This window comes from Thermoactinomyces intermedius (assembly GCF_013912365.1).
Classification (GTDB): domain Bacteria; phylum Bacillota; class Bacilli; order Thermoactinomycetales; family Thermoactinomycetaceae; genus Thermoactinomyces; species Thermoactinomyces intermedius.
Genome location: NZ_JACETT010000033.1, coordinates 89,821 through 115,939, shown reverse-complemented (window position 1 = coordinate 115,939; position 26,119 = coordinate 89,821). Strand labels below are relative to the sequence as shown.

28 protein-coding genes, 1 riboswitch and 1 other annotated feature are annotated in these 26,119 nt (G+C 48.7%); of the genes, 5 read left to right on the top strand and 23 right to left on the bottom strand.

The window, feature by feature from the left end:
• Positions 1-34 precede the first annotated feature (34 nt).
• The 12 genes from dcd to H1R82_RS08130 form a co-directional block, all read right to left on the bottom strand.
• Complete coding sequence (gene dcd / locus H1R82_RS08185; protein WP_037994582.1) at positions 35-592, bottom strand: dCTP deaminase; 558 nt, start codon at positions 590-592, stop codon at positions 35-37.
• An 88-nt stretch (positions 593-680) separates the two neighbouring features.
• Complete coding sequence (locus tag H1R82_RS08180; RefSeq protein WP_181730968.1) at positions 681-1,841, bottom strand: trans-sulfuration enzyme family protein; 1,161 nt, start codon at positions 1,839-1,841, stop codon at positions 681-683.
• Between the two features lie 3 nt (positions 1,842-1,844).
• Complete coding sequence (locus H1R82_RS08175; RefSeq protein WP_181731220.1) at positions 1,845-3,005, bottom strand: aminotransferase class I/II-fold pyridoxal phosphate-dependent enzyme; 1,161 nt, start codon at positions 3,003-3,005, stop codon at positions 1,845-1,847.
• A gap of 101 nt (positions 3,006-3,106) precedes the next feature.
• Positions 3,107-3,220: riboswitch (SAM riboswitch) on the bottom strand.
• Between the two features lie 80 nt (positions 3,221-3,300).
• Positions 3,301-3,933, bottom strand: a complete 633-nt coding sequence (locus H1R82_RS08170; RefSeq protein ID WP_181730969.1) for a helix-hairpin-helix domain-containing protein — start codon at positions 3,931-3,933, stop codon at positions 3,301-3,303.
• A gap of 131 nt (positions 3,934-4,064) precedes the next feature.
• Positions 4,065-6,527, bottom strand: coding sequence for a leucine--tRNA ligase (leuS, locus tag H1R82_RS08165; protein WP_181730970.1), 2,463 nt, complete (start codon positions 6,525-6,527; stop codon positions 4,065-4,067).
• A 73-nt stretch (positions 6,528-6,600) separates the two neighbouring features.
• Positions 6,601-6,834 (bottom strand) — a binding site (T-box leader).
• Positions 6,835-6,940: 106 nt separating this feature from the next.
• Positions 6,941-7,282: a ribosome silencing factor gene (gene rsfS / locus H1R82_RS08160; RefSeq protein WP_198053084.1), complete on the bottom strand. Its 342-nt coding sequence runs from the start codon at positions 7,280-7,282 to the stop codon at positions 6,941-6,943.
• Positions 7,279-7,869, bottom strand: coding sequence for a bis(5'-nucleosyl)-tetraphosphatase (symmetrical) YqeK (gene yqeK, locus H1R82_RS08155; RefSeq protein WP_181730971.1), 591 nt, complete (start codon positions 7,867-7,869; stop codon positions 7,279-7,281). Before yqeK ends, rsfS begins: the two co-directional genes overlap by 4 nt.
• Entirely contained in the window at positions 7,859-8,443 is a 585-nt protein-coding gene (locus H1R82_RS08150) for a nicotinate-nucleotide adenylyltransferase (protein WP_181730972.1), read from the bottom strand. Before H1R82_RS08150 ends, yqeK begins: the two co-directional genes overlap by 11 nt.
• Before the next feature lie 16 nt (positions 8,444-8,459).
• Positions 8,460-9,305 (bottom strand): shikimate dehydrogenase, encoded by an 846-nt coding sequence (aroE, locus tag H1R82_RS08145; protein WP_309544804.1) that lies wholly within the window; start codon positions 9,303-9,305, stop codon positions 8,460-8,462.
• Positions 9,306-9,331: 26 nt separating this feature from the next.
• Entirely contained in the window at positions 9,332-10,438 is a 1,107-nt protein-coding gene (gene yqeH, locus H1R82_RS08140) for a ribosome biogenesis GTPase YqeH (protein WP_181730973.1), read from the bottom strand.
• Positions 10,439-10,468: 30 nt separating this feature from the next.
• Positions 10,469-10,990, bottom strand: coding sequence for a YqeG family HAD IIIA-type phosphatase (locus H1R82_RS08135; RefSeq protein ID WP_181730974.1), 522 nt, complete (start codon positions 10,988-10,990; stop codon positions 10,469-10,471).
• Between the two features lie 75 nt (positions 10,991-11,065).
• The gene (locus H1R82_RS08130) at positions 11,066-11,254 is read right to left on the bottom strand and encodes a hypothetical protein (protein WP_181730975.1); all 189 of its coding nucleotides are present in this window, start codon (positions 11,252-11,254) and stop codon (positions 11,066-11,068) included.
• A 169-nt stretch (positions 11,255-11,423) separates the two neighbouring features.
• Between H1R82_RS08130 and H1R82_RS08125 the strand changes: the two genes are divergently transcribed.
• The gene (locus tag H1R82_RS08125; protein WP_181730976.1) at positions 11,424-12,662 is read left to right on the top strand and encodes an MFS transporter; all 1,239 of its coding nucleotides are present in this window, start codon (positions 11,424-11,426) and stop codon (positions 12,660-12,662) included.
• Positions 12,663-12,781: 119 nt separating this feature from the next.
• On the opposite strand, the gene H1R82_RS08120 is transcribed toward H1R82_RS08125, so the two are convergent.
• From H1R82_RS08120 to H1R82_RS08110, 3 genes are all read right to left on the bottom strand, one after another.
• Positions 12,782-13,372, bottom strand: coding sequence for a DedA family protein (locus tag H1R82_RS08120; RefSeq protein ID WP_181730977.1), 591 nt, complete (start codon positions 13,370-13,372; stop codon positions 12,782-12,784).
• A 150-nt stretch (positions 13,373-13,522) separates the two neighbouring features.
• Positions 13,523-13,966: an OsmC family protein gene (locus H1R82_RS08115; protein ID WP_181730978.1), complete on the bottom strand. Its 444-nt coding sequence runs from the start codon at positions 13,964-13,966 to the stop codon at positions 13,523-13,525.
• 134 nt (positions 13,967-14,100) lie between these two features.
• The gene (locus H1R82_RS08110) at positions 14,101-15,204 is read right to left on the bottom strand and encodes a M24 family metallopeptidase (protein ID WP_181730979.1); all 1,104 of its coding nucleotides are present in this window, start codon (positions 15,202-15,204) and stop codon (positions 14,101-14,103) included.
• Positions 15,205-15,383: 179 nt separating this feature from the next.
• Here H1R82_RS08110 and H1R82_RS08105 point away from each other — a divergent pair, with 179 nt between their 5' ends.
• On the top strand, positions 15,384-15,572 hold the full coding sequence (locus H1R82_RS08105) for a hypothetical protein (protein ID WP_181730980.1): 189 nt from the start codon (positions 15,384-15,386) through the stop codon (positions 15,570-15,572).
• Between the two features lie 59 nt (positions 15,573-15,631).
• Here H1R82_RS08105 and H1R82_RS08100 read toward each other — a convergent pair whose 3' ends face one another.
• Entirely contained in the window at positions 15,632-16,804 is a 1,173-nt protein-coding gene (locus H1R82_RS08100) for a pyridoxal phosphate-dependent aminotransferase (protein ID WP_181730981.1), read from the bottom strand.
• Positions 16,805-16,899: 95 nt separating this feature from the next.
• Between H1R82_RS08100 and H1R82_RS08095 the strand changes: the two genes are divergently transcribed.
• The gene (locus H1R82_RS08095) at positions 16,900-17,685 is read left to right on the top strand and encodes a carbon-nitrogen family hydrolase (protein WP_181730982.1); all 786 of its coding nucleotides are present in this window, start codon (positions 16,900-16,902) and stop codon (positions 17,683-17,685) included.
• A 45-nt stretch (positions 17,686-17,730) separates the two neighbouring features.
• Here H1R82_RS08095 and H1R82_RS08090 read toward each other — a convergent pair whose 3' ends face one another.
• From H1R82_RS08090 to qoxA, 6 genes are all read right to left on the bottom strand, one after another.
• Complete coding sequence (locus H1R82_RS08090; protein WP_181730983.1) at positions 17,731-18,501, bottom strand: TatD family hydrolase; 771 nt, start codon at positions 18,499-18,501, stop codon at positions 17,731-17,733.
• Positions 18,502-18,619: 118 nt separating this feature from the next.
• A complete protein-coding gene (locus H1R82_RS08085; protein ID WP_181730984.1) occupies positions 18,620-19,456 on the bottom strand; it encodes an aldo/keto reductase in 837 nt (278 codons plus the stop codon).
• A gap of 124 nt (positions 19,457-19,580) precedes the next feature.
• Positions 19,581-19,880, bottom strand: coding sequence for a cytochrome aa3 quinol oxidase subunit IV (gene qoxD / locus H1R82_RS08080; protein WP_181730985.1), 300 nt, complete (start codon positions 19,878-19,880; stop codon positions 19,581-19,583).
• A gap of 2 nt (positions 19,881-19,882) precedes the next feature.
• On the bottom strand, positions 19,883-20,467 hold the full coding sequence (gene qoxC / locus H1R82_RS08075) for a cytochrome aa3 quinol oxidase subunit III (RefSeq protein ID WP_181730986.1): 585 nt from the start codon (positions 20,465-20,467) through the stop codon (positions 19,883-19,885).
• Between the two features lie 19 nt (positions 20,468-20,486).
• On the bottom strand, positions 20,487-22,430 hold the full coding sequence (gene qoxB, locus H1R82_RS08070) for a cytochrome aa3 quinol oxidase subunit I (protein WP_258873899.1): 1,944 nt from the start codon (positions 22,428-22,430) through the stop codon (positions 20,487-20,489).
• A 26-nt stretch (positions 22,431-22,456) separates the two neighbouring features.
• Entirely contained in the window at positions 22,457-23,344 is an 888-nt protein-coding gene (qoxA, locus tag H1R82_RS08065) for a cytochrome aa3 quinol oxidase subunit II (RefSeq protein WP_181730987.1), read from the bottom strand.
• 361 nt (positions 23,345-23,705) lie between these two features.
• Here qoxA and H1R82_RS08060 point away from each other — a divergent pair, with 361 nt between their 5' ends.
• Both H1R82_RS08060 and H1R82_RS08055 read left to right on the top strand, forming a co-directional pair.
• Entirely contained in the window at positions 23,706-24,281 is a 576-nt protein-coding gene (locus tag H1R82_RS08060) for a TlpA family protein disulfide reductase (protein WP_181730988.1), read from the top strand.
• Positions 24,282-24,523: 242 nt separating this feature from the next.
• Entirely contained in the window at positions 24,524-24,751 is a 228-nt protein-coding gene (locus H1R82_RS08055; protein WP_181730989.1) for a hypothetical protein, read from the top strand.
• 112 nt (positions 24,752-24,863) lie between these two features.
• Here the strand turns inward: H1R82_RS08055 and H1R82_RS08050 are convergent, their stop codons facing one another.
• Positions 24,864-25,898 carry an acyltransferase gene (locus tag H1R82_RS08050; protein ID WP_181730990.1) on the bottom strand — a complete coding sequence of 345 codons (1,035 nt, stop codon included), beginning with the start codon at positions 25,896-25,898 and terminating at the stop codon, positions 24,864-24,866.
• Positions 25,899-26,119 lie beyond the last annotated feature (221 nt).

The following is a 26,119-nucleotide window of genomic DNA, read 5'->3' as shown; positions in this document are numbered from 1 at the left end:
ACGTGCGGATTTCCCGCACGTTTCCTTTGCAAGATTATACTTTCGGCAGTGTAATGCCGGATTGGAACTGATATTTTCCTTTTTTCGTCCGGTAGGAAACTTCGCAGTCCTCATCACTTTCCAAGAAAAGAATCTGGCAAAGCCCCTCATTGGAGTAAATTTTGGCCGGCAGCGGCGTGGTGTTGGAAATCTCCAAGGTCACATATCCTTCCCATCCCGGTTCGAGCGGGGTCACATTGGTGATGATCCCGCAACGGGCATAAGTCGATTTTCCCACGCAAATCGCGAGCACGTTTTCCGGAATGCGGAAATATTCCACGGACCGGGCCAAGGCAAATGAATTGGGCGGAATAATGCAAACATCCCCTTTATAATCCAGAAAAGAATCTGAATCGATTGCTTTGGGATCAATCACCGGGTTTAAAGCGTTGTGAAAAATTTTATATTCATCAGCGACCCGGAGGTCATACCCGTAACTGCTCAATCCGTAACTGACCGCTTCTCCTTTCCCGACATTCCGGTCAATAAATGGTTCAATCATTTTGTATTGCTCTGCCATTTTCCGAATCCATTTGTCAGATTTGATCGCCATCGTTTTACGTACCCCTTCTAACATCAATTTTCCTTTCTCATTTTACATGATGATGGCTGAAAGAAAAACGCCTCCCGAAAAAGACGAATTATTTTCCAGAAAAAGAAACAACCTTTTCTTCTTGAAGGGCAGCGGCCAAATCGCCAATCAGGTCCTCCACATTTTCCAATCCGACCGAAAGCCGCAACAAACCGTCGGTGATACCGCGCTTTTGCCTTGCTTCCGGCGGCATGGAAGCATGGGACATCGCCGCGGGATAGGACAAAATGCTTTCAACCGCTCCGAGGCTGACGGCAACCACCGGCAACCTGACCCGTTTCAACACTTGCCGGGCTTTTTCTTTACTGCCCACATCAAAAGAGAGAACCGCTCCGTGCCCGGTCGCCTGCCGGCATTGCAAATCATGCCATTCATTGGACGGGAGGCCGGGATAATAAACTTGTTCCACCAACGGATGCTGACTCAGCCACAACGCGATTTTTTCCGCGCTTTGCGTGGATTGTTCCAACCGCACTTTCAATGTTTTCAAACCCCTTAACACCAACCAGGAATCATGGACGCCCAAGACGGCGCCAAACGCATTTTGCAACAGTTCCAGCCGTTGTGCCGTCTCTTTGTCTTTGGCCACCACCAGCCCGGCCAGCACATCACTGTGTCCGCTGATAAATTTCGTCGCACTGTGAATGACGATATCGGCTCCCAACTTCAGCGGCTGTTGGTAATAAGGCGTTAAAAAGGTGTTGTCCACAATGGTCAAACATCGGTGTTTTTTTGCCAACCGGATAATTTCTTTTAAATCGCTCACCTTGAGCAGGGGATTGGACGGGGTTTCCACATAGATCGCTTTGGTTTGGGGCCGGATGGCTTGTTCGATGTCCCCGATCCGGGTGGTATCGACAAACGTCGTTTCAATGCCCAGCCGCCGGAAAACTTGTGTCAGGACCCGAAACGTTCCCCCGTAAACATCCCGGGAAACAATCAGATGATCCCCGCGCGAAAAAAGCAACAGCACCGTGGAGATGGCAGCCATTCCGGAGGAAAAGGCAAATCCCCGCTCCCCACCTTCCAGGTTGGCAATGGTGTCCTCCAGCGCTTTTCTTGTGGGATTTCCCGAACGGGTGTAATCAAATTCTCCGGGCCGGTCTACATCTTGGTGAAAGGTGGATGACTGATAAAGAGGGATCCCCACTGCCCCGGTGACAGGGTCGACTTCATTTCCATTATGCAGCAGTTGCGTTTCAAAGTTCATCATCTATCTCCTCTCTTTTTTCGTCTTTATGGCGGCTTGTCGGAAAGCTTGATCCAAATCATCCATCAAATCGTCAACATGTTCGATCCCCACCGACAAACGAAGCAGCCGGTCGGTCACGCCTGCCTTCTTCCGCATCTCTTCGGGAATATCGGCATGCGTTTGGGTGACCGGATAAGTCATCAGGCTTTCCACTCCTCCCAAACTCTCCGCAAAAGTAATAATCTTCAAATGATTAAGGATAAAGGGGATTTGGTCCGGGTCTTTCACATGGAATGAAATCATGCCCCCGTATCCCTCCGCCTGTTCATCCAAGATCTTTCGCCCGGCCGGATCCAAGGACGGATGAAAAACCTCGTCCACCTGGGGATGTGCGGCCAAAAATCCGGCCAGCTTTTGCGCATTTTCCTGGTGCTTTTGCATACGAAGCGCCAATGTTTTCATTCCCCGCATCAACAGCCAGGCATCCAAAGGACCCAACACTGCCCCGATGGAATTGTGGACAAACCGCAGGCGCTCGGTCCATTCTTCTCCTTTGGCCACAATCAATCCGGCCAGCACATCATTATGCCCGCCCAAGTATTTCGTGGCACTGTGAATCACAATGTCGGCTCCCAGCGTCAGCGGCTTTTGGAAAAAAGGAGTCATAAACGTATTGTCCACAATGACACACAAATTTCTTTGCCGGGCCCACCGGCACAACAACCGGATATCAACCACCTGCATGAGCGGATTGGTGGGGGATTCGATAAAAAGGCCTTTGGTGTTCGGCTGAAGTGCTCCTTCGATTTCTTCCGGATTGCGCAAATCCACATAAGAAAACGTCAATCCGTATTGTGACAAAACTTGTTCAAACAACCGGTACGTTCCGCCGTACAAATCCAGCGACACAATGAAATGGTCGCCTTTTTCAAACAATCCCATCACGGTGTGAATCGCAGCCATACCGGAACTACAGGCATAACCTTCATCTCCTTCTTCCAATTCGGCGATGCTGGCTTCCACCACCTCACGGGTGGGATTGGCGGTTCTCGAATAATCATAGCCAGTACTTTTTCCCGAGATATGCTCGTAAGCGGTCGAAAAATAGACCGGAAAACTGACAGCGCCGGTGGTCTTTTCTTTTTTGTTGCCGATCTGCGCCAACCTGGTTTCCAATCTCATGGCTGCCCCTCCCTTGATGTTAACAATCATGAAAAAAGCCTCTTCCCATAAGAGAAGAGGCTTTTATGCTGAACACAATCGCACGCAAATTCAAGCTTCTTCTCTTATCTTTCAGAAACCGGGGTTTCTGCAGGAATTGGCACCATCCGGTGCATCGGTTGCACCGAGGTTGCCGGGCTTCATCGGGCCAGTCCCTCCGCCACTCTGGATAAGAGAATCGTTCCTGATCCATATAATGTTGTTGCCGTAAGTTATATGATCATTATACCGATTGGCAAAATAAAAAGTCAAGGAGCTACAAAGTGATCTGATCGCGGAACTGCTCCAGCGTTTTTTCCCCGATTCCAGGGACGTTGGAGATTTCTTCAATGCTTTGAAAGGGCCCGTTTTCCTCACGATAGCTCACAATCGCTTGCGCTTTTTTGGCTCCCACACCGTTTAATTGTTGCAATTCTTCAGCCGTCGCCGAATTGATGTTAATTTTCCCACCCGTTCCGTCTGCGGGCGGATTCATCCATGCCGTTCCTTGCAGCGTTTCCCCCTTTTTGGGAATGTAAACCACTTTTCCGTCGGTCAAGCGTCCGGCCAGGTTGACTTGATCCAAATCGGCATCGGATCGGGCACCGCCTGCTTTCAATATGGCGTCATGCACTCTGGACTCCGGATCCAGACGGTAAATGCCCGGCTTTTTGACGGCTCCTTTCACATCGATCATGATCCATGGATTTTTTTCTCCAGCCGTGTCTGGCGAATCGGATGCGTCCGCTTCCGCAGGCTGATAAGGAGTGAGCGGAGCCGCTGATTCTTTGGGGGTTTCATCCTGTTTCCAGATCCAAACCAGGCAAACGATCAGCGCCAATGCCAAACCGCCCGACACGATCATCCATTTCTTTTCCCGGGAAGTAAAATCCCACTCCCATTGCACCATCGGCCTACCCCTTTCCGTTTTCGCCAAGGACATGTTTTTACAAATTATTCCATGATCCCGCAAAAAAACCTTCTTCCAAAGCAAAGAAAAAACGGCCCGCCAAAACCGGCAGACCGTTTTTATGTTTGCAACTATTTCACCACAATATTCACCAGTTTTCCGGGCACCACGATCACTTTGCGCACTGTTTTTCCTTCCGTCCAATGTTTGATCCGTTCATTGTCGAGCGCTTGTTTTTCAATCTCTTCCCGGGAAGCCTGGGTCGGCACCACGATTTTATCCCGCACTTTCCCGTTGATCTGAACAGCCAATTCCACTTCATCCAAGACCAGCGCCGATTCATCATAAGACGGCCACGCTGTCTGATGGACACTTCCTTCTTTCCCCATCACGGACCATAATTCTTCCGACATATGGGGCACAAACGGAGCGAGCAAGACCACGAGCGTCTCCAACGCTTCTTTGTACAAAGCAGGATCCGTTTCACCCGCATGTTGGTACAATCCGTTGACCAGCTCCATAATCGCGCTCACCGCGGTATTGAAGTGGTTTCTTTCCCCGATCTCAATGGTCACTTTCTTGATGGTTTGATGCAAAAGACGGCGCAGCTCTTTGGTTTTGCCATCCGCTTTCGCACCAGACGGGACCGGTTGCTTGAACAGCTCTTCGTTCTGTACGACCAGACGCCATACCCGGTTCAAGAAACGGTGAACTCCTTCCACACCGGATTCACTCCAATCCAGATCACGGTCGGGGGGAGCCGCAAACAGGATGAAGAGGCGGGCGGTATCCGCACCGTATTTCTCCACAATTTCCAAAGGACTGACCACATTTCCTTTGGATTTGGACATTTTAAACCCGTCTTTCAACACCATTCCTTGCGTCAACAAACTTTCAAACGGCTCATCGACCGAAACCATGCCGGCATCATAAAACACTTTGGTAAAGAACCGGGAATAAAGCAGATGCAACACCGCATGCTCGATGCCGCCGATATATTCATCGACCGGCATAAAGCGGTCCGCTTTTTCTTTTGCAAACGGGATCTCTTCATTATGCGGATCGGCATACCGCAAGAAATACCACGAAGAATCCACAAAGGTGTCCATCGTGTCCGTCTCTCGGCGGGCCGGTTTTCCGCATTTCGGGCAAGTGGTGTGCACAAAACTTTCCGAAGTGGCAAGCGGATTGCTTTTCCCGTCAAAAACCACATCTTCCGGCAACAGAACCGGCAATTGATCCTTGGGAACCGGCACGATATGGCAATCATCGCAGTAAACCACCGGGATGGGCGTTCCCCAATAGCGTTGCCGCGAGATCAACCAATCCCGCAACCGGTAATTCACCGTCCATTTTCCTTGTCCCCGCTCTTCCAGGAACTTCGCAATCGCATGGATCGCTTCCCGGTTTTTCATGCCGTCAAATTCGCCCGAGGAAAACAACACGCCGTCTCCGGTGTATGCTTCACGCAACGGTTCGCTGAGTTCCTCATTCTCCGGACGGATGACCGGTTTCACCGGCAATTGGTATTTGGACGCAAATGCGAAATCCCGTTCATCATGAGCCGGTACCCCCATGACGGCACCCGTTCCGTAATCCATCAACACATAGTTGCCCACCCAGATCGGGATGGCCTCTCCCGTCAACGGATGTTGCGCATACGCTCCCGTCGGATGGCCCACTTTTTCGGCATCGTTGCTGGTCCGTTCAATCTCGGATTGTTTTTGGGTTTGGTTGATAAACTCAAGAATCTTGGCTTCGTTTTCTTTTCCTTTGATCAACCGGGGAACCAGCGGATGCTCCGGTGCCAACACCAAGTAACTGACCCCGTACAACGTATCCGGCCGGGTGGTGAAGACCGTGATTTTTTCATCGGACAACTCCGGCACCGTAAACGTGACATGCGCTCCCTCACTGCGTCCGATCCAGTTTCGTTGCATGGCTTTGACCCGTTCCGGCCATTTCGGCAAACGGTCCAGTCCCTCGAGCAAACGGTCTGCATAATCGGTAATCTTGAAAAACCATTGCTCCAGCTCTTTTTTGGTCACTTCCGAATCACAGCGCCAGCATTTGCCGTCTTCCACTTGTTCATTGGCCAATACCGTGCCGCAGGACGGGCACCAGTTGACCATCGCTTTTTTCCGGTAAGCCAGTCCACGTTCATAGAAAAGCAAAAACAACCATTGGTTGAACTTGTAATAATCCGGTAAACAAGTTCCCACATAACGATCCCAATCGTAGGAAGCACCCAAAAGCGATTGTTCGCGGCGAATGCGTTCCATGTTGTTCAGTGTCCATTCCCGCGGATTCACGCCACGCTGGATGGCTGCGTTTTCGGCCGGCAGTCCGAAGGCATCCGCCCCCATCGGGTGCAACACGTTGTAGCCGTTCATTCGCCGGAACCGGGCCACCACATCGCCGATCGAATAAACCCGCGTGTGTCCCATGTGCAACCCTTCCCCCGAAGGATAAGGGAACTGTTCCAGCACATAATATTTCGGTTTGTTTGCACTCTCATCCGTTTGATAAAGATTGGTTTTTCTCCAATGTTCTTGCCATTTGGCTTCAATTTCCCTTGGAGAGTACTCCTTCATGCCTGTATACCTCCATCAATCTGATTTCAAGCGATCGTGTCATTAAAAAAACCTCCCACCCCCAGCATCTTCGGCTAGGGACGAGAGGTTGTTTCCAAATTCCCGCGGTACCACCCTAATTAGTGTTTCAAAAAACACTCCCTCATGGATCCGGTAACGGGGATGAACCGCCAAAAAGTACTGACGTGACCGCGTTCCTCTTTGGAGCAATGAGGCGAGTTCATTTGCTTCCCGGATTGACTCGCACCATCCGTCAACTCTCTGAGCCGGGAGTGGGCAAATTACTACTCCTCATCATCGCTGTCGCATTCAAAAGTTGTTTCTTAAGATTATATGAAAACAAACAGACCCGTGTCAACATTTTTCTCCAATTTCAACGTGGACACACCGCCCGTTTTTCATTCAAACCCAATCTATTGGACATGGACCTGCCTGGCATCGCCCCACAAGCGCTCCAAGCCGTAAAATTCACGATCATCTTTGTGGAAAACATGGACAACCACATCACCGAGATCCATCAGAACCCAACGGGCTTCCTGATAACCTTCCATCCCTTTGAGTTCCACGTTGTTTTCCAATAATTTGTCTTTGATTGCGGTGGCGATCGCTTGAACTTGTGTTTGCGAATTCCCGTGGCAGATCACAAAGTAATCTGCAAAGACGGATAATCCGCGAATATCCAAGACCGTGACATCTTGTGCTTTTTTCTCCTCGGCAGCGGTGGCTGCTAACTGAGCGATTTCCACGACTTTCAAACAGATTCCTCCCTTGAATCCTTTTGGGCAACCTGATCCAGCATATGATTGCGTGCATCAAGTGTAAGCGGATAAACCTTCAGGCCTTTTTCGATCAAAAAGACAATGGTGTTGTCCAGCGATTGAAGCACGGCCAGATCCAGGCTTTTTTCCGCAATCCTCCGGACTTCCTCCACCCCGGGAAATTGCCGGCCCGGCTCAATGTAATCGGCCAGAAAAATGATCTTTTCCATTTTCGACATATCGGGGCGGCCGGAAGTATGGTACCGGATCGCATTCAAGACCGTTTCATCCTCAATCCCGAACCGTTTCCGGGCCACGGCCGCGCCAACGGGGCCATGCCACAATTCTTTGTTGTACAGGAGCAAGTCCTGCCGCTCGTTTTCTTTTAAAATCCACTCGGTCAGTACTTCCCCGGGCCAAAACTTGCAAAAATCATGCAAAATGGCGGCTGCTTCCGTCTTGTGCGGATCCACTCCTTCCCGCCCGGCCAGTTGAACGGCCGTTTCTGCAACACGAAGGGTATGCTCCCACCTTTTTTGAGGCAACTCTTTCTTTGTAGCTTGCTTTAAATACTCAAGATCCATACAACCCTTGCTCCTTTATATATTTGTATACGGAATCGGGGACAAGATAACGAACCGACCGGTTCAGCATGAGGCGTTTGCGTATGATGCTTGAGGAAATATTGGTTTCCACGGCGTCCGGAATCCACATCAATCGTTCTTCGATAAATTCCGGCAACGCATCGTGATCAACCCCGGGGCGTCCAAGACCGATCACATGAACATTTTGTATAATTTCCTTTATTTTATACCATTTTGGTAAATTTTTCACCATGTCCGCCCCCACAAGCAGAAAAAACTCCACATGCGGATTTTGTTTTCTCAGCTCCATGATCGTGTCCACTGTATAGGAAGGGCCGGAGCGCAGCAACTCGATCGGATTGACTTTAAATTGCGGATGCCCCTCGACCGCAAGCTCCACCATTTTTTTCCGCTCCTCGGCCGGGGTGAGCGGTTTCCCTTGCTTGTGCGGGGGCTCGCCCGCAGGAATAAACCAAATTTCATGGAGGGATGCCGCTTCCCGTGCTTGTTCGGCGAGCAACAAGTGCCCGAAATGGACGGGATCAAAAGTGCCTCCAAAAATCCCTACCTTCATTCGCATCATTCATCCTTTAATCTTCTTTTAAGGAATCGGCCAAAACTTGCTTCATCAAGGATACGGGTGCGGGGACGCCTGTCCATTTTTCAAAGGCGATCGCCGCCTGATAAACCAGCATCCCCAATCCTTCATGCACCTTGGCTCCCTGTTGTTTGGCCCCTTTTAACAGCGCGGTCTCCCGCGGATGATAAATCAAATCGCTCACGTATTGACCCTCGTGAAGCCATTCTGTCGGCACCGGTGTTGCATCCCGGTCAGGATGCATGCCCACCGATGTGGTATTGATCACCAAATCGGCTTTTTCAATCACATCTTTTCCCTCTTTTAAGGAAACAGCCCGGGTTTGGGTAAACGAAGCCAAATGGTTCGCCAAAGCTTCCGCTTTTTCCACCGTCCGGTTGGCGACCGAAATTTCGGGAACACCTGCGGTTGCCAAAGCATATCCGACCGCCCGGGCGGCCCCGCCGGCTCCCAAAATCACGGCTTTCAGTTTGGAAAAAGGCAAGTCCCACTCTTCTTTCAGCGACCTTAAATAACCGGGCCCGTCGGTATTATATCCCACCCATTTTCCTTCTTCACACACAACGGTGTTGACCGCGCCGATCGCCAGGGCCGATTCATCGATCTCATCCAAATGTTCCATGATCGCCACTTTGTGAGGGATGGTCACATTCCATCCTTTCACCCCGAGGGCCCGGAATCCATTCACTGCTTCCTTCAACCGTTCCGGCGCCACTTGAAAAGCCAGGTATACATAAGGCAATCCATGGCTCTTTAAGGCCCGGTTCATCATATCCGGCGACTTGGAGTGGCCGACCGGATCCCCGATCAAAGCCAGAAGTCCTGTTTGACTGTCCACTTGGGCTCCCCCTCTGTTTTCTTTATTTATATTATGGACGGACGGGTGCTCACTCCGGTCCCCTCCGGAGCATAAACTTCAACCCACGCCGCATTCTTGCCACAGGCCACCCATCCCAATCCGGGGATGACAATGTCCGTCTTCTCCTCTCCTTTCAAATGGATCACGTGCTTTTTAAGCGGCGGCAAATTGTCCGGATGTTTGGGAGGGGACAGCAATTTTCCGTGATGTTTGTCCCACACTTCATCCGCTTTTTTCAATTTCGTGCGGTGAATGTATAACTGATTGGATAAATAACAAACAAACGACTGTCTGTTTCCCCGGACAAAGTCAAAGCGGACCAATCCGCCGAAAAACAACGTTTGTTGATCATTCAACTGATACACCCGCGGCTTGATCGTTTTGTGGGGAATCACCGATTTCAACTCCCCGGGCTCCACCCATTCGCTCACCCGGTCCTTCCGGACAATCCCCGGGGTGTCGACCAAAAATTTCCCGTCTTCCAACGGGATCCGGATGGCGTCCAGAGTCGTTCCCGGATAAGGAGAGGTAGTGATAATTTCTTTTTCCGTGAGCTTGGCTTTTTTCAAAATTTGATTGATCAGGGTCGATTTTCCCACGTTGGTCGTTCCGATCATGTAGACATCCCGATGGTTTCTGTAAAATTCAATCGCTTCCATCACCTGACGGATGCCAACCCCGGCTTCCGCACTGATCAACACCACATCCACCGGCCGGATCCCCAACTCTTTCGCCGACTGAAAAATCCATTCCCTGAGCCGTTCCCGTTTCACGCTGGGCGGGAATAAATCCACTTTATTGGCTGCAATCAAAACCGGAAGATTTCCGATTCGGCGGGCCAATCCTGGAATCCAACTTCCGGCGAAATCAAACAGATCCACCACCCATACAACAAAGCCTTCACTGCGGGCAATTTCGTCAAGGCGATGAAGATACGCATCCGGATCTTGCTCCACTTTGGCCATTTCCCCGTAATGGCGAATCCGGAAGCAACGTTTGCACAAAACCACTTCCCGCTCCAATGCTTGTTCGGGGATGTATCCCGGCTGATTTGGATCTTCGGTTTGCAGGGCAATTCCGCATCCTTCACAATGTTTCGTTTCTGAATCCAACCATCTGACTCCTTTCTTGTCCGTTTCTGTTCAACTTTTATGAATATCCCAGGGAATCAACCCCTTTTTTTCCAACAAACGAAAGACAAACCGTTCCACCCTCCGGTTGATTCGCGTGAAAAACCCGTCGACTTCGGAAACCGGCACCACCAGGATGGTAAAAAAACCCATCCGGTTTCCGCCCAAAACATCCGTCAACAACTGATCCCCGATCACAACCGTTTCCTGTTTGGAAACCCCCAACTCTTTGAGCGCGCGGCGAAACGCGGAAGAAAACGGCTTTTTGGCCGCATGAATATAAGGGATCCCGAGCGGATCCGCAAATTGGGAAACACGGGTTTTGGTATTATTGGATACGATCATCACTTTTAATCCCATTTGTTGCACTTCTTTCAACCACTCCACCAACTCCGGGGTGGCATCGGGGCGTGTCGATTCCACCAAGGTGTTATCCAAATCCACAATGACTGCCTTGATGTTTCGTTTTTTCAGTGCGGCAAAATCAATCTCATAGATCGATTGAACATACAAATCAGGTATCATTTGTTTCAACAAAGGCTACACCGTCCATTCGAAGCTTATCGGCAAATAATATATCACAGGCACAAAACGGTTTTCAAAAACCCCTCACCGGTTTAAATCGGCTTCTTGCTCTTTCCCGCTTTTCTCCTGCTCCTCCAAAACGGCCAGGAACAAATCGGCATCGGATAAATATTGAAACCACGCAATCACTTCATCCGCTTCTTGATCGATCACATTATAACCTTTATCCTCCAAAAGTTCACCGACCCGTTCAATCATATATCTGGAACGCATACCGATCCTCCTAATTTTTTGCGATTTTCCATTTCGATTTTACTTCGAGTCCCAGGCACATTCAACCAAATCATCGGATAAATCCCTGGTACACCACCCTTACTAATGTTATAATTTTATTTGTATAACAAATCTTTTTACAAAAAATACATTTCATGAGGTTCAGGCGATGAATTGTTCATACTCCTTCAAATTTTTGTGGTTGGGACAATCTTTAGCCAATTTGGCGGATTCGTTTTACATGCTGGCCATTGTCACCCTGATTTACGGAAAGACGGGATCTGCCGCGATATCTGCTTTCATCCCGGTCATTCGCATCATCGCCAAGTTTATCAGTGGCATCATCTCGCCTCTGTTGCTGGAACGTTATCGTCTTCTCCCTTTGCTGATCACTGCCCAAGGGAGCCAGACCCTTTTAATGGGACTGTTGATCCTGAGCATCGATTGGTGGAAGGACTCCGCTTCGTTGACGCTCGTCATTTGGCTGTTTATCATTCTTCTTGCTTTTTTTGACGGATGGACCAACCCGGCAAGAAATTCCCTGGTTCCGCGCCTTGTCACAAAAGAGCAATTGGTGAAAGCCAACGGACTTTTATCCACTTCGGACCAAACCGTCCTGCTTGTCGGCTGGGGAGCCGGGGGGATGTTGATTGAATTGCTGGGGGCCCATCAGGTGCTTTGGCTGACTGCCGTTTGTTTTCTCATTTCCACCCTTTCTTTGTTCTTCATTCATGATCCCCATCGCAAAGAAAGGATTTCGGTCGAAAAAACATCGCACCGGAAAGCGATGAAAGAGGGTTGGCAACTGTTATTCCGTCATCCGGTTCTGAAAAGGCTTGCAGCGATCGATTTTCTCGATTACACTGCTTCATCGGTGTGGATCGGCGCCATCACCCTGACCTTCGTCGACAAAGTGTTGCATGAACAGCATACCTGGTGGGGATTTATCAACAGCAGTTACTTTTTGGGCACGATGATCGGCGGAATGCTGGTGATTCGTTACAGCCAATCCATCGAAAAAAGATTATACAAAATTTTAATATTTTCAGGTTTTGCATCTATCTTGTTCAAACTCATTTTCGGTTTTGTCACGTTCCCGGTCATTTCGCTCATCACCATCTTTTTGCTCGGTTTTCCCTATCAGGCAAAAGGCGTGGCCAAAAAGACGCTGTATCAACTCCACACCACGCTGGACACCATGCCGAAAGTATTTTCGGCGCAGTATGCGTTATGTTGTGTCGCATACGGCACTTCCTGCTTTTTGATGGGCTGGGTTGCCGACCACTTTTCCGTGCAATGGGTTTATGTCATCGCCGCAGTCGCCAGCACCGTTGCCACCGTTGTCTCTTATCCGCTGAAAAAGTTCGAGGCACGAACCATTCCGGTCCGTTCCCAATCAATGACCTGAGAAAAAAGGAGCGGGATTTTCCCCGCTCCTTTTTATTCTCAAACCCTTTCAATTTTTTCCATCTGACAGGGTGCATCCGTCACCGTCCCCGAATCTGTCATTCATTTTCTGCATTTTTTTCAGATGTGTTGTTTCTGTTCTTTGTTTTTTTTTAAGTAATACCACAAAATAAAGGCTGCAGCCATCACCAGGATAATGGTGATCATCACTCCGACTTTTCGGGTCATGGCAAGAAAACGTTCAACCGTTTCCAAACTCCCGTAATTTCCGATAAACAACAAAAGCGTATTCCACGGAAACACACCCAGATAACTCAAAAGCCCGAACCGCCAGACGGAAATGTCGCTGATGCCAGATATATAAGAGATATAATTCCCAAATCCGGTGGGACGTGACAAGGTAATGCTCCATTCTCCGTACTTTTGGAACCAATCCTGGGCTTTTTTCACTTTTTTCTCATCAAATTTCTTCTGGGTTAAATTTCCCAAATATTTCCCGATATAATAAGGAATCAAACTGAACACGACGTAAACGAGACTGTTCAGCGCACTGATCGCCACCAATTGCCACGTACTCACATCCATCAAATACCCGTAAATCAAAACAAAAGTCGCCCCGGGAAACGGAAGTGATGAAGCTTCAATCGCCGTTGCTGCAAAAAGCCCCCATACGCCGCATTTCTCCAAAAAGTCCAATGCCGTTTGCAGCATATCTCCACTCCTCATTGACTATATGTTTCAAAGCCAGCCGCTCTGATTTTTTCTCGACATAAAAAACCGAACCATATCAACAATTTGATTTTATTATAACATACTATAAATGGAAAAAATAAATATGAGGATGACATAAAGCCGGCTTATCTAATGCTTGACGATCTCCGCTTCCACTTCCAACCGCACATTCCCCCGAAGCGCATTGGAAATCATGCAATTCTTCTCAGCCAACTCCACCGCCCGCTCGATTTTTTTCAGCTCTTCATCCGTCGTTCCTTCTTCCAGAATCAATTTCGGGCGATGAATGATCGCTTCAAAGGTGAATTTTTTATCCACATGGACAATGCCTTCGGTTTCCAGCGACAATTTACGAACCGGCATGTTCCCTCTTTCAATCATCGCCGCCAACGTGATGAGATAACAAGTGGCCGCCGCCCCGATCAACATTTCATCCGGATTGGTACCGACACCGGGGCCGTCCATTTCTTTTGGAATGGAAATGGTCTGTTTCAAGTTTCCAGCTTCAATCGTTCCTTGTCCGTTTCGGCCTCCATCCCAGCTTGCCTTTAAATAAAAATGATGTCGTGCCATTTTTCATCACCTGTCTTCTTTATATGAAATCATCTGCCTCAATGGTTCGTTACTTCAGCCTTCCACCTTCATTTGTTAATAAATCCATTTTAACAAGAATCGGAACCAATACCAGTGAACAACCCATGAAAGTCTCACACGATGATGAGGTCTTTGGGGAAGGAAGTCAACAATTCCGCGCCATCTTTGGCAATATAAACATCGTCTTCAATCCGGACCCCGCCGACTCCGGGAACATAAACCCCCGGTTCAACGGTAAACACCATGCCTTCTTTCAGCGGATGGTCATTGTTTCCGTGAAGGGAAGGATATTCATGAACACTGATTCCGAGCCCGTGCCCCAACCGGTGCGTGAAATAAGCCCCATAGCCGGCATCGGAAATCTTTTTCCGGGCGATTTGATCCAGATCGCCCATGCGCACACCGGGCCGTGCTGCATCAATGGCCGCTTGTTGCGCTTCCAGGACAAGCCGGTAAATTTCCCGTTGTTTGGAACCGGCCGATCCAAACGCCACCGTCCGGGTGATGTCCGAACAATATCCGTTCCAGACAACCCCCAGGTCAAACAATACCAAATCCCCTTTTTTCAGGCGGTTCATCCCCGGATTTCCATGCGGCAATGCGGTTTTTTCGCCAAATAACACCATGGTGGGAAAGGACATGGCGGCGACGCCTTTTTGCTTCATGGCCAGTTCAATTTGTGCCACGATGTCCATTTCCGTGCAACCTTCTTTTAAGTGCTCAATCCCGGCTTGCACCGCTTCATCCGCCAAGCGGGCCGCTTCCTTCAAAATCTGCCGCTCCCGCTCATCTTTGACCAAACGCAATTGGTTCAGTGTTTCATCCAAGGAGCAAAACCGGACTTCTTCCGCTAGGGTTTGAAGTTTTTGGGACCTTGCGTAAGAAACCACGTGTTCTTCGATCGCGATGTTCAGACGCTTTTTCAAAGAGCGGCGATTCCACTCCTCACGGATCAATGCCCACGGGTCCTCCGCATCGTCATAGCCGATCACGTGACCGGTCCAACCGGCCTCTCTCGCGGCTTGTTCTTCCATTTTCGGACAAACCAAAAACGATTCCGCTTCTTGAAACACAAATAACCCCAACAATCGTTCATGGGGGTGGCACATAAAGTTGGTGAAATAATATACATTCTCCGACGAATGGACAAAAGCCGCATCGATTTCTCCGGCTTTCAGCCAGTCCGTCAACCGGTCAAGTCGTTGTTGTTGGATCATGTTTTCTCCCTCTTTTTTAATCAAATCATACCACAACCTAACCTTTTCCAACAAATCAACCGTTCAGGGGCCGCCCTGTCATTTGTCAAAAAATTAATGGTTTCGATTGAAAAAATAAGGGAATATATAATATTTATAAAATATTATGATTCATCTTGCTGAGAAGGAGGAGACCTGCCATGAATCAGAACGGATACTTGTGTGAGCATTGCGGCAAAGAGGAAGCCAAATATGAGGCACGTTTTGTTATGGAGGGAAAAAACATTTTGCTTTGCGAACATTGCCTGAAACACTTTGATTCATCCCATTGCCCGCCGGTGTTTCACACCGAAGCCGGTTGGGAGTGGAAAACGCAAAAAAGGGCTTAATCCCCGCGGAATGAAAAAGGGTCTTTCCGGGGAAAAAAGCCCTTTTTCCATGGACTTTTTTAAAAAATCCCCAACCGGCCGATCCGGTAAGCCGCTTCTTGCAGACGTTCTTCCGGTGTCAACAATCCGACCCGGACATACCGGTCTCCTTGCCGCCCAAAGCCCACGCCCGGAGCGACGGCCACATGCGCTTTTTCGATCAAGAGATCGGAAAACGTCTCCGAATCATATCCTTCAGGAACCGGAAACCAGCAAAAGAAGGAACCTTGCGGCGCTTCCACCTTCCAGCCGATTTCCCTCAAATGACGGATAAAGAGGTTCCGCCTCCGTTCATACATCCCGACCAACTCACGCACACAATCCTGCGGCCCCAAAAGCGCTTTGGCCGCCGCTTGTTGAATGCCGCCAAACAGGCTGCAATAAAAATGGTCCTGGATCAGGTTGACGGACCGGATCACTTCTTCATGCCCGACGGCAAAAGCGATTCTCCAGCCGGCCATGTTGTAAGTTTTGCTCATGGTGTAAATTTCGACGCCAACGTCTTTGGCCCCCGGCGTTTGCAAAAAACTGCGTGGTTTCTGCCCGTCAAATCCGATGGCAGAATATGCAAAATCATGAACCACCAAAACATGATGCCGCTTGGCAAAACGCACGGTTTCCTCAAAAAACGCCGCATGGGCCAAAGCGCCCGTCGGATTATTGGGATAATTGAGAAACATCAACTTTGCCCGGTCTGCGCTTTCGGGATCAATCTGTCCGTAATCCGGCAAAAACCCGTTTTCTTTCAAAAGGGGCATCATGTACATCCGGCCGCCGGCCATGGCAATCCCCGACCAATAATCCGGATACCCCGGATCAGGGACCAATGCCACATCCCCCGGATTTAGATAACACTGCGAAATTTCCACCAATCCGGTTTTTCCCCCGAACAACACCGCCACTTCTTTTTCCGGATCCAGCCGGACCCCGTACTCGCGATCATAAAATTGGCTGACGGCTTCTTTTAAAAAAGAAAAACCGTGAAACGGCGGGTATTTATGGTACTTGGGATTTGAAGCCGCTTCTTGCAGTTCCTTGACGATATGTGGAGGTGTGGGTTGATCCGGGCTTCCCTGTCCCAGGTTGATCACATCATGGCCTGCTTCCACCGCCCTCCCCACTTTTCGGACCAGTTTGGCAAAAAATTGTTCCGGCAATCGTTTTAAGGCATCAGCTTGTTCAAATCTCTCCATCCTGACCACATCCCGTCTATTCAAATATTCTTGAAAATATATTGAATTATGTTATATGTTAAAAGAAAATCTGTCAAAGGATCTGGAGGAAAACCATGCAAAAAACCGTTGCCTTGATTCAAATGGACATAGCCTACGGACAGCCCGAAGCCAACCGGAAAAAAGTGGAGGAAAAAATCGCACAGGCGATGGAACAACAACCGGATTTGATCATGCTTCCGGAACTTTGGGACACGGGATACGATTTGACACGGTTGGATGAAATCGCGGATGACCACGGTCAAACCAATAAATCCTTTTTGCAGGGTCTCGCCCGAAAACATCAGGTGTCCGTCATCGGCGGCTCCGTTTCCAACCGGGAAGAAACCGGTACGTACAATACATTGTATGCCTTCGACCCTTCCGGCAAGCAGACGGCGGAATACAAAAAAGTGCATTTATTCCGTCTGATGGAAGAAGAAAAATATCTGAAAGCCGGCAATCAGGAAGGCGTCTTCCAATGGGACGGCTTGCTGTGTGCGGCAGCCATTTGCTACGATATCCGCTTTCCGGAATGGATCCGGAAAATGATGCTCCGTGGCGCCCATGTGTTGTTTGTGCCCGCCGAATGGCCCGAACCACGGCTTTCTCACTGGCGTCACCTCTTAATCAGCCGCGCGGTTGAAAACCAATGTTATGTCGTCGCTTGCAACCGGGCGGGAAAAGATCCAAAAAATACTTTCGCGGGCCATTCCATGGTGGTGGATCCGTGGGGAGAAGTGATTGCCGAAGCCGGAGAAGACGAAGAAATTCTTTTTGCTGACTTGGATTTGTCCCTGGTGCAAAAAGTCCGTTCCACCATCCCTGTCTTCACGGACCGCCGGCCGGAACTCTATGAATAATCCCCGCCGCCCCGTGAGTCTCTTTTTCCAAAAAAGGGACTCATTTCATGAAATCCGCAAAAAGCGCCGGGTGTTTTCCCGCACTTGCCCGGCCACTTTCTCCAACGGCAATCCTTTCAACCGGGCCAGTTCTTCCAAAACCGCCCAAACCATCTGGGGTTCGGTTCGCTTGCCCGCAAACGGCTTTTCAAAAGGCCAGGGACCGTCGGTTTCGGCCATGATCCGCTCCAACGGATAGCTCCGGGCCACTTGACGCGTTTTTTCGTTGTAAAGGAGATCCGGCGTAAAAGATACATAATATCCGGACTTTTCCATCCGTTTTAATGTCTTTGGATCTGTTTTCAGCCAATGAAAATGAACGCGGCGGATGGAAGTTTCCTCCAGCAAGTCACAGATCAGCGGCACATCTTCATGCACCCCGTGCAAAATCACCGGCTTGTCCCACTCATCCGCCCATTTCAACAGTGTTTGCAAGATGTGGAGATACGCCTGTTTGTCAAACGGTTTTCCTTCTTTTTTCCGCTCACGCTCCAGATAATAAGGAAGCCCCGCTTCACCGATGACATCGATCTCCCCGCGGTGGGCATTGAGAAAGGAAAACCACCGGTCGCGGTCAAAACAAGGCGGCTGTTCCGGATGAAATCCGCATGCGGCAAAAACCTTGCCCGGAAATTTTCTCTTCAGTTGCAACGTGCGCCGGCTGGACGGAAGATCCATCGACACCGCGATCATCCCTTCCAACCGGTCGTCGGATAAAAATTGCTTGATTTCCGAATCCTTGTATTTCTCCAAATGAATATGCGCATCCCAATACACTTTTGATTCCTCCGTTTTTTCCCTGGCCCAAACGGCACTTCAACGCGGAAAAAACAGGCGGATCCGTTTTCAGATCCGCCTGTTGGCCAACGTTTTTCCTCCGCCCGCGGCGGCCGGATTAAAAATTAAAATTGTCCGGGTCCGGACCAAACCGGTGATTTTTGTTCAATGCGTCCAGCTTGTCCATATCTTCCTGACTCAACTCAAAGTCAAACACATCTGCATTTTCCCGGATCCGGTGCTCCTTGACCGATTTGGGAATGGTCACGACCCCGTGCTGCAAATCCCAGCGCAATACGATTTGGGCCGGGGTTTTTCCGTATTTTTCCGCCAACTCCTTGATCACATCCACCCGGACCACTTCCCCTTGCATCAGAGGACTCCATGCTTCCAATTGGATGTTTTCCTCATTGCAATAGGCAAGCAGTTCTTTCTGGGTCAAATAGGGATGAAACTCCACTTGGTTCACCACGGGTTTGACTTTGGCATCCGCCAATAAATCTTTCAAGTGATGCACTTGGAAATTGCTGACCCCGATCGCTTTGACCAATCCGTCTTCGTAAAGTTTCTCCAACGCTTTCCAGGTTTCTTTATATTTGCCTTTCACCGGCCAATGGATCAAATAAAGATCAATATATTCCAACCCCAGTTTCTTGCGGCTTTCTTCAAAAGCTTGAAGGGTCGAATCATAACCTTGGTCATCATTCCAAACTTTGGTGGTGATAAACAGGTCTTCTCTCGAAACCCCGGATTCTTTGATGGCTTTTCCGACACCTTCCTCATTTTTATAAACCGCTGCCGTGTCAATCAAGCGATAACCGGTTTGAATTGCCGCTTTGACTGCGTTTTGGACTTCTTCACCGTCTTTGGCTTTCCAAACCCCCAGTCCCAACCGGGGCATTTCCACACCGTTTGCCAGCTTGACCGTGTCTGAAAGCTTTTTGGGGTTTGCCATAATATCCCTCCATCTTTTTTTCGATGCCTTCTCATTTTAGTCAATGAAATATGAACATGCAAACGATCATATGAACGTTTAAAGCGAAAAAAAGACCCACCAGCCGGTGAGTCATCCCTCTTTTTTACAAATGCATCGTATTGTAAAGCATGATCCAAACGGAACCTGCCACCACAACCACCGCAATGAAAACGGCAAACCACATGTTGATAACCTGAAAGAATTTCACTCTTCCTTCGGTGAGATGCATGAAGAAAAGGAGCTGAATCACGAATTGCACGAAGGCCAGAGCAAAAATCACCGTGATTTTGACAGACTCGGAAAACGGCGCCTTGAGCGTCACACCGAGTGCGGCAAAGGTCAAAAGGAGTGACAACAGGAAACCGATGATATGCTGTTTGGGCGAAAGATCATGTTGTTTCATTGTCACATCACTCCCATCAAATAAACCGCCGTAAAGATAAAAATCCACACAACATCAAGGAAATGCCAATAAAGACCGGTGATAAACGCTTTTCTCGTCGTCATGGGCGTAAAACCGCGGCGGGAAATCTGAAGCATGACCGCCAACACCCATACAATCCCCAAGGATACATGCAAACCGTGCGTCCCGAGCAAAGTGAAAAAGGCAGACAAAAAGGCACTGGTTCCGATGGTTGCCCCTTCATTTACATACGCGATAAACTCATGAATCTCCATGTAGAGAAAGCCGAGCCCCAGCAAAAGCGTGACCGTCATCCATGCCATAAATCCCTTCTGCTGATCCTTTCGCATTTCCAACATGGCAAGCCCGCACGTAAAACTGCTTGTCAAAAGAAGGAGCGTTTCCATCATAAATTCTTTGACCTCAAAAAGCTCATGCGAGGACGGGCCGCCCGCCGTCTGATGATGATAAACCATGTACGCGGCAAACAACGTGGCAAACAAAACAATTTCCGCCCCCAGGAAGATCCAGAAGCCGAAAATTTTCATCCGGCCTTCCTCCGTTGAATATTCCAAAGGCATCTTCATTCCCTCCTTCTTCCTTTGATCAACCGGCTCTTAAATCTTTCTCAATTTCTTCTACTTGGATATAATGATCGGCATCATAATCGTTGAACGTGCGCCACAGCATCGATCCGAAGATTCCCAACAAGCCGATGACCACCAAGAGATACCATCCAAAGACAAAACCGAACCCGGCGACAAACATGAACGCCCCGAAGATGACCGGCATTCCGGTATTATTCGGCATATGAATCGGTTGAAGCGGCTCGTCGCTGTCTTTGCGGTTTTCTTTTTTCCGGTACCAGAAGTCATCATGTTTTTTCACCACGGGAATGCGGGCAAAGTTGTAATGCGGAGCCGGTGACGGAATGGACCATTCCAACGTGCGTCCGTTCCACGGATCCCCGGTCGTGTCCCGCTCGCCGTAACGCGCACTGTAGTAAATGTTGTAAGCCAGGATGAGAAAACCGATTCCCATCACGAAAGCGCCCACGGTGCTGATGAAGTTGCCTGCTGTCCAACCCGCTTCAGCCGGATACGTGTAAATGCGCCGCGGCATCGCTTGGAAGCCCAGGATATATTGCGGGAAAAAGCAAAGATGGAAACCGATGAAGAAGGTCCAAAACGACCATTTCCCAAGCCGTTCATCCAACAGATGCCCGAACATCTTCGGCCACCAGTAAGTGAGCCCCGCCATGCATCCGAAGACCGTTCCGCCGATTAATGCATAGTGGAAGTGACTGATCAAAAAGTACGTGTTGTGAAACTGGTAATCCGCCGCTGCCGCCGCCAGCATCACACCGGTGATCCCGGCGATCAGGAAGGTGGGAATAAATCCGGTTGCCCACAACATCGGCGTGGTGAATTCAATCCGTCCTTTGTGCATGGTAAACAGCCAGTTAAAGATTTTCACACCGGTTGGAATGGCAATCAGCATGGTGGTGACAGAAAAGACCGAGTTGATCCAAGGGCCTGAACCCATGGTGAAAAAGTGGTGAACCCACACGAGAAAACTCAAGCCCGTGATCAAAATCATCGACCATACCATGGCGCCATATCCGAACAGCCGTTTTCTGGCAAAGGTCGTGATCACATCCGAGAAGATCCCGAATGCCGGCAAAATCACCAGATACACTTCGGGGTGCCCCCAAATCCAGAACAGGTTGGCCCACATCATCGGCATTCCGCCGCCGTCAATGGTGAAGAAGTGCGTGCCGAACAGCCTGTCCATGCTGAGCATCGCCAAAGCGACGGTCAAAACGGGAAACGCAAAGACAATGATGACGGATGCAATCATCGTCGACCAGGTAAACATCGGCATCTTCATCAGTTTCATTCCCGGTGCGCGCATCTTGATGATCGTGACGATGAAGTTGATCCCGGTCATCAAGGTGCCGATCCCGGAAATTTGAAGTCCCCACAGATAGTAGTTGATTCCGGGGCCTGCGCTTAAATCATTGCCTGCCAGCGGAGTGTAGTTGGTCCATCCGGCATCCGGAGACCCCCCGATGACAAAGGACAGGTTAAAGAGCATGGCTCCGGCAAAAAACAGCCAGAAGCTGACCGCATTCAACACGGGAAACGCAACGTCCCGTGCACCGATCTGAAGCGGAACGATGATATTCATCAAACCGATCAGAAACGGCATGGCCATAAAGATGATCATGATGGTTCCGTGCGTCGTAAAAATCTCGTTATAATGTTGGGCATTGAGAAAATTCATATCGGGCAGGGCCAGTTGGGTCCGCATCAACAGCGCGTCCACCCCGCCCCGGAAAAACATCAACAACGCACAGATCAAATACATAATTCCGATTCTTTTATGATCCACCGTGGTTAACCATTCTTCCCACAGCCAACGCCACTTTTTAAAGTAGGTCAGCACAAACAAAATTCCCAATGTGACAAGAACAATGGATATCTCCGCGATGACAATCATCGGCTCATTGGTAATCAAAAACGGGTCCGGTATCTTAAACTTGAACAGATCCACTTCGTTGGCCCTCCTTTGCTCTAATGGTGGCTTCCATGGCTTCCGTGATGATCAGTGCTTACGGAGCCCTGATGATCCGATCCATGGGCATTCGTTTTTTCTTTTTCTTCCGGGAAAGAAGAGTAGGTTTTCTCCTCCACCAGTCCCGGTTCGAGCAACTGCTGATACTCCGTCTCCGTCATGGCCGGTGCGGATTTTTTCACGCTTTGCACCCATTGATCAAAGTCCGAAGCCTGAACGGATTCCACATCAAAGGTCATATGCGTAAAGCCTTCACCAGAAAAATTGGCGCTTCTCCCCTGATACTTGCCCGGCCGGTCCGCTTCCAGCCACAAAACCATTTCCATATCCGGCATCGTGTACTCTTGTCCGCCCAATTCAGGGATCCAGAAAGAGTTCATGGGCCCGACCGCATTCAATTGAAATTTGACCGGCACCCCGGCTGGAATCTTCAAATGGTTGACAGTGGCAATCCCTTGTTCCGGATATTTGAAAATCCATTTCCAGTCGGCCGATGTCACCTCGATCACCATCGGTTCCTTGTGAGGACTCGGGGAAGTTTCCAGATCAAACGTGGTCTTCACCGTGGGTATTGCCAGCAAGGCGACAATTACCACCGGGATCAAGGTCCAGACCACTTCAAGCTTGCGGCTCCCCTCAATATCCGGCGGCTCATAGCCTTCGTTTTCCGGCTTTGCTCTGTATTTCACAATCATGTACACAAATAAGATGGAAACCGCGACGAAAATAACCATCATCAAAATCACAGACCACAAAATCAAATCATACTGCTTCTGTGCCACGGGACCTTGCGGATTCAAAATGCCTGTTTTCATTGAACAGCCCGTCAACAGAAACAGGAACAATCCCGTCAGCGGCATCCATCGCAGCAGGCGCTTTTTGTTCATTGCTGATACCCCATCCTTCCTTACGTAGTTGAAAAATCATCGCCTGAATATCAATAGAAAGAATATATTTGCAAAAATGGATAAAAATAGTAAACTATCACAATAATTGCTTACGGTTTTTACTAGAGACATTGTATAGAAAAAAATGTGCAATTGATCACATGAAATATGACATTTCCGTAAAACTTTTTAAAAATACCAGGAAAATAATGGTTATCGCATAAATTTTTCGTTTTTCGATCCGGTTTTGCCGGTTGGCGTTTATATTTCTATAAAAATTGCTTATCTTCATTCTCCTTTTCTTTTTCCATGCCGACCGCTACAATAGGGATAAATTGACGGAAGGAGCTGACACGAGCAAATGGACAAGAAAAAGCCGCTGCTTCAAATCTTCCTTCTGCTCTTCCTGGCCGTCCTGACCGTTTATGCCATCTGGTCTTTCAGGGATTCCCCCTCAAAATCCCGAGCCCCGCAAAACATGACCGTCGAAGAATATATTGCGTCCCACGCGCTTCCCAAACAATCCCAAGCGCCGGACTTTGAGCTGCCCGGAATTGCTCAAGAGACGGTCCGGTTTTCCAAGGACTCCGGCAAACCCGCGATCATCAACTTTTGGGCGACCTGGTGCGAAAACTGCAAACGCGAGATGCCCTTGTTGGAGAAGGTTTACCAAACCAAACGGGATCAAGTCCAAATCATCATGGTTCACACCACGCATCTGGACCGGAAAGAAGCAGCGCAACAATACATCAAACAGTATGGCTACACCTTTCCGGCAGGGCTGGATACGGATGGTCGGGTTTCCGATCTTTATCGCGTGTCGGCATTGCCTCAAACGTTTTTCATCGACAAAAACGGGCGCATCATCCACCACCAAATCGGCGAACTCACCCAAGCCGTGTTGGATCAACAACTTTCCAGATTGACCGGATCATAAAACACAATAAGCGGGATCTCCGTGGCCGGAAGACCCCGCTTCCATTCGGTCTCAAAACCGAAATATACAAACAAAGAGATAAAAAATTAAGATTAGTAAATATTTTTATCTAATTCCCATAATTCATTGCATCAAACACCTTCTATTTCATATACTTGTACTAGATACCTGTGAATCATCGTTCACCAAACGCCCCCGACGGATCAGCGGGTTTGTATTCAGAAGATCGGAGGAAGATCAAGGTGAAACGTAATATTGTTTTGAAGTTGGATAACAACGCCAAACAGATTTTGTTGCATGCTTTAAAGAAACATAAGACTTTGCGAAAGGTGGAGTTGAAACGAAACCCGGACAACAGCTGTCCTTCCCTTTATTTCGATGAAGCGAAGATTTTGGAAGATTTGGCAAATCAAGTGATTGAACAGTGGAATCAAGCATTGCCCAGCATCCCTTCCACCCCTCGCAAATGACCGGTTTAAGGCGACGTGTTGCCGCATGACACCGCCCGGTTCAAAACATAAGCCCCTCCGTTTCGGTCCGGCAAAGGGAATCGGTTCAGGATTCCCTTCGCCTTTCCCTTTATCATTTTCCCGTAATCAGATAATGGTAGGGAAGACGCTTCATCAGTTTGGCCATCCCCAAAGAAAGAAGCGTCACGACAAACAGCATGATGAAAAACTCCGTCCAGGAGGCGGCGGGGAACAGCTTGGAACTGATTTGGCTCCATAAGTTTAACAACATCGGATGAATCAAATACAGGCCAAACGAATATTTCCCCAACGTATACAGCCAGGAAAACTTCCACTTGCAAAACATCTGATACAACAGCATCAGCGTGCAAATCGAATAAGCAAAAACGGAATAATTAAAGAAGCCGGTGTGTTTGCGGACGAATCCCTCGATCATCATCGCAACGGCCGACGCCAGATAAAAGAGGACCGTCGCCGGAAAAGGGATTTTTTTGACATATTGGAAAAGCCGGTCGGCATGTCTTCCAATCCAGCCACCCAGACAAAAATAAAATAACCATACCGGAAAGTAATACATGGCATTTTGGTAATAGGACTCCAGCCACGGCAACTTGTCCACCACTTCCCACCAAGTCATGCTCCCGGCAATCACGTTCACAAGCAGTGAGAAGGCAACCACCGTAATGCCTCCAAACTTGCGGAATGCCCAGATCAAAACGGGAAGCAACACATAAAATTGAACCATGACCACCAGGAAATACAAGTGATAATAAGCGCCTCCCGTAAAAATCGCTTCAATGCTTTTGATTCCCGGACCGGGTGCGGTCTCCGGATGAACCATTTTTCCGTAAATCAGATAGATGACCGACCAGATCAGATAGGGAATCAGGATATACATGGTACGCTTTTTAAAGAAACTTTTGACCGGAAACGGTTCATTGTCATAGTACCGGTAGAACAAAAACAAGCCGGAGATCATAAAGAAAACCGGAACGCAGAACCTGCCCAACTGATTGATGACAAAAAACACGCCCCCGTCTGTCAATTGATGAAATGAACGCATGCTAAAAGCGGTTACATGAATCAAAATCACGGCCAAAATGGCGACGCCTTTCATGTAATCCGCTTCTTCAATTCTTTTTTTCATCCCGATCCTCCTCTTGCTGCAAAACATTTCCCCAATCCTTGAGACACAGCATTTTCTCTGTATAAACAAAAAATGATCCCTAAAAGGGACCATTTTATTTTCATTTCCAGCATAACATATTTTCCTTCATCGATTAACAGACAGAAAAATTTGTCCATAAGTTTTTAATATTCACTCAAAATCTTTTCCATCCCTGAAAATCTTTTTCTCAATCATTAACC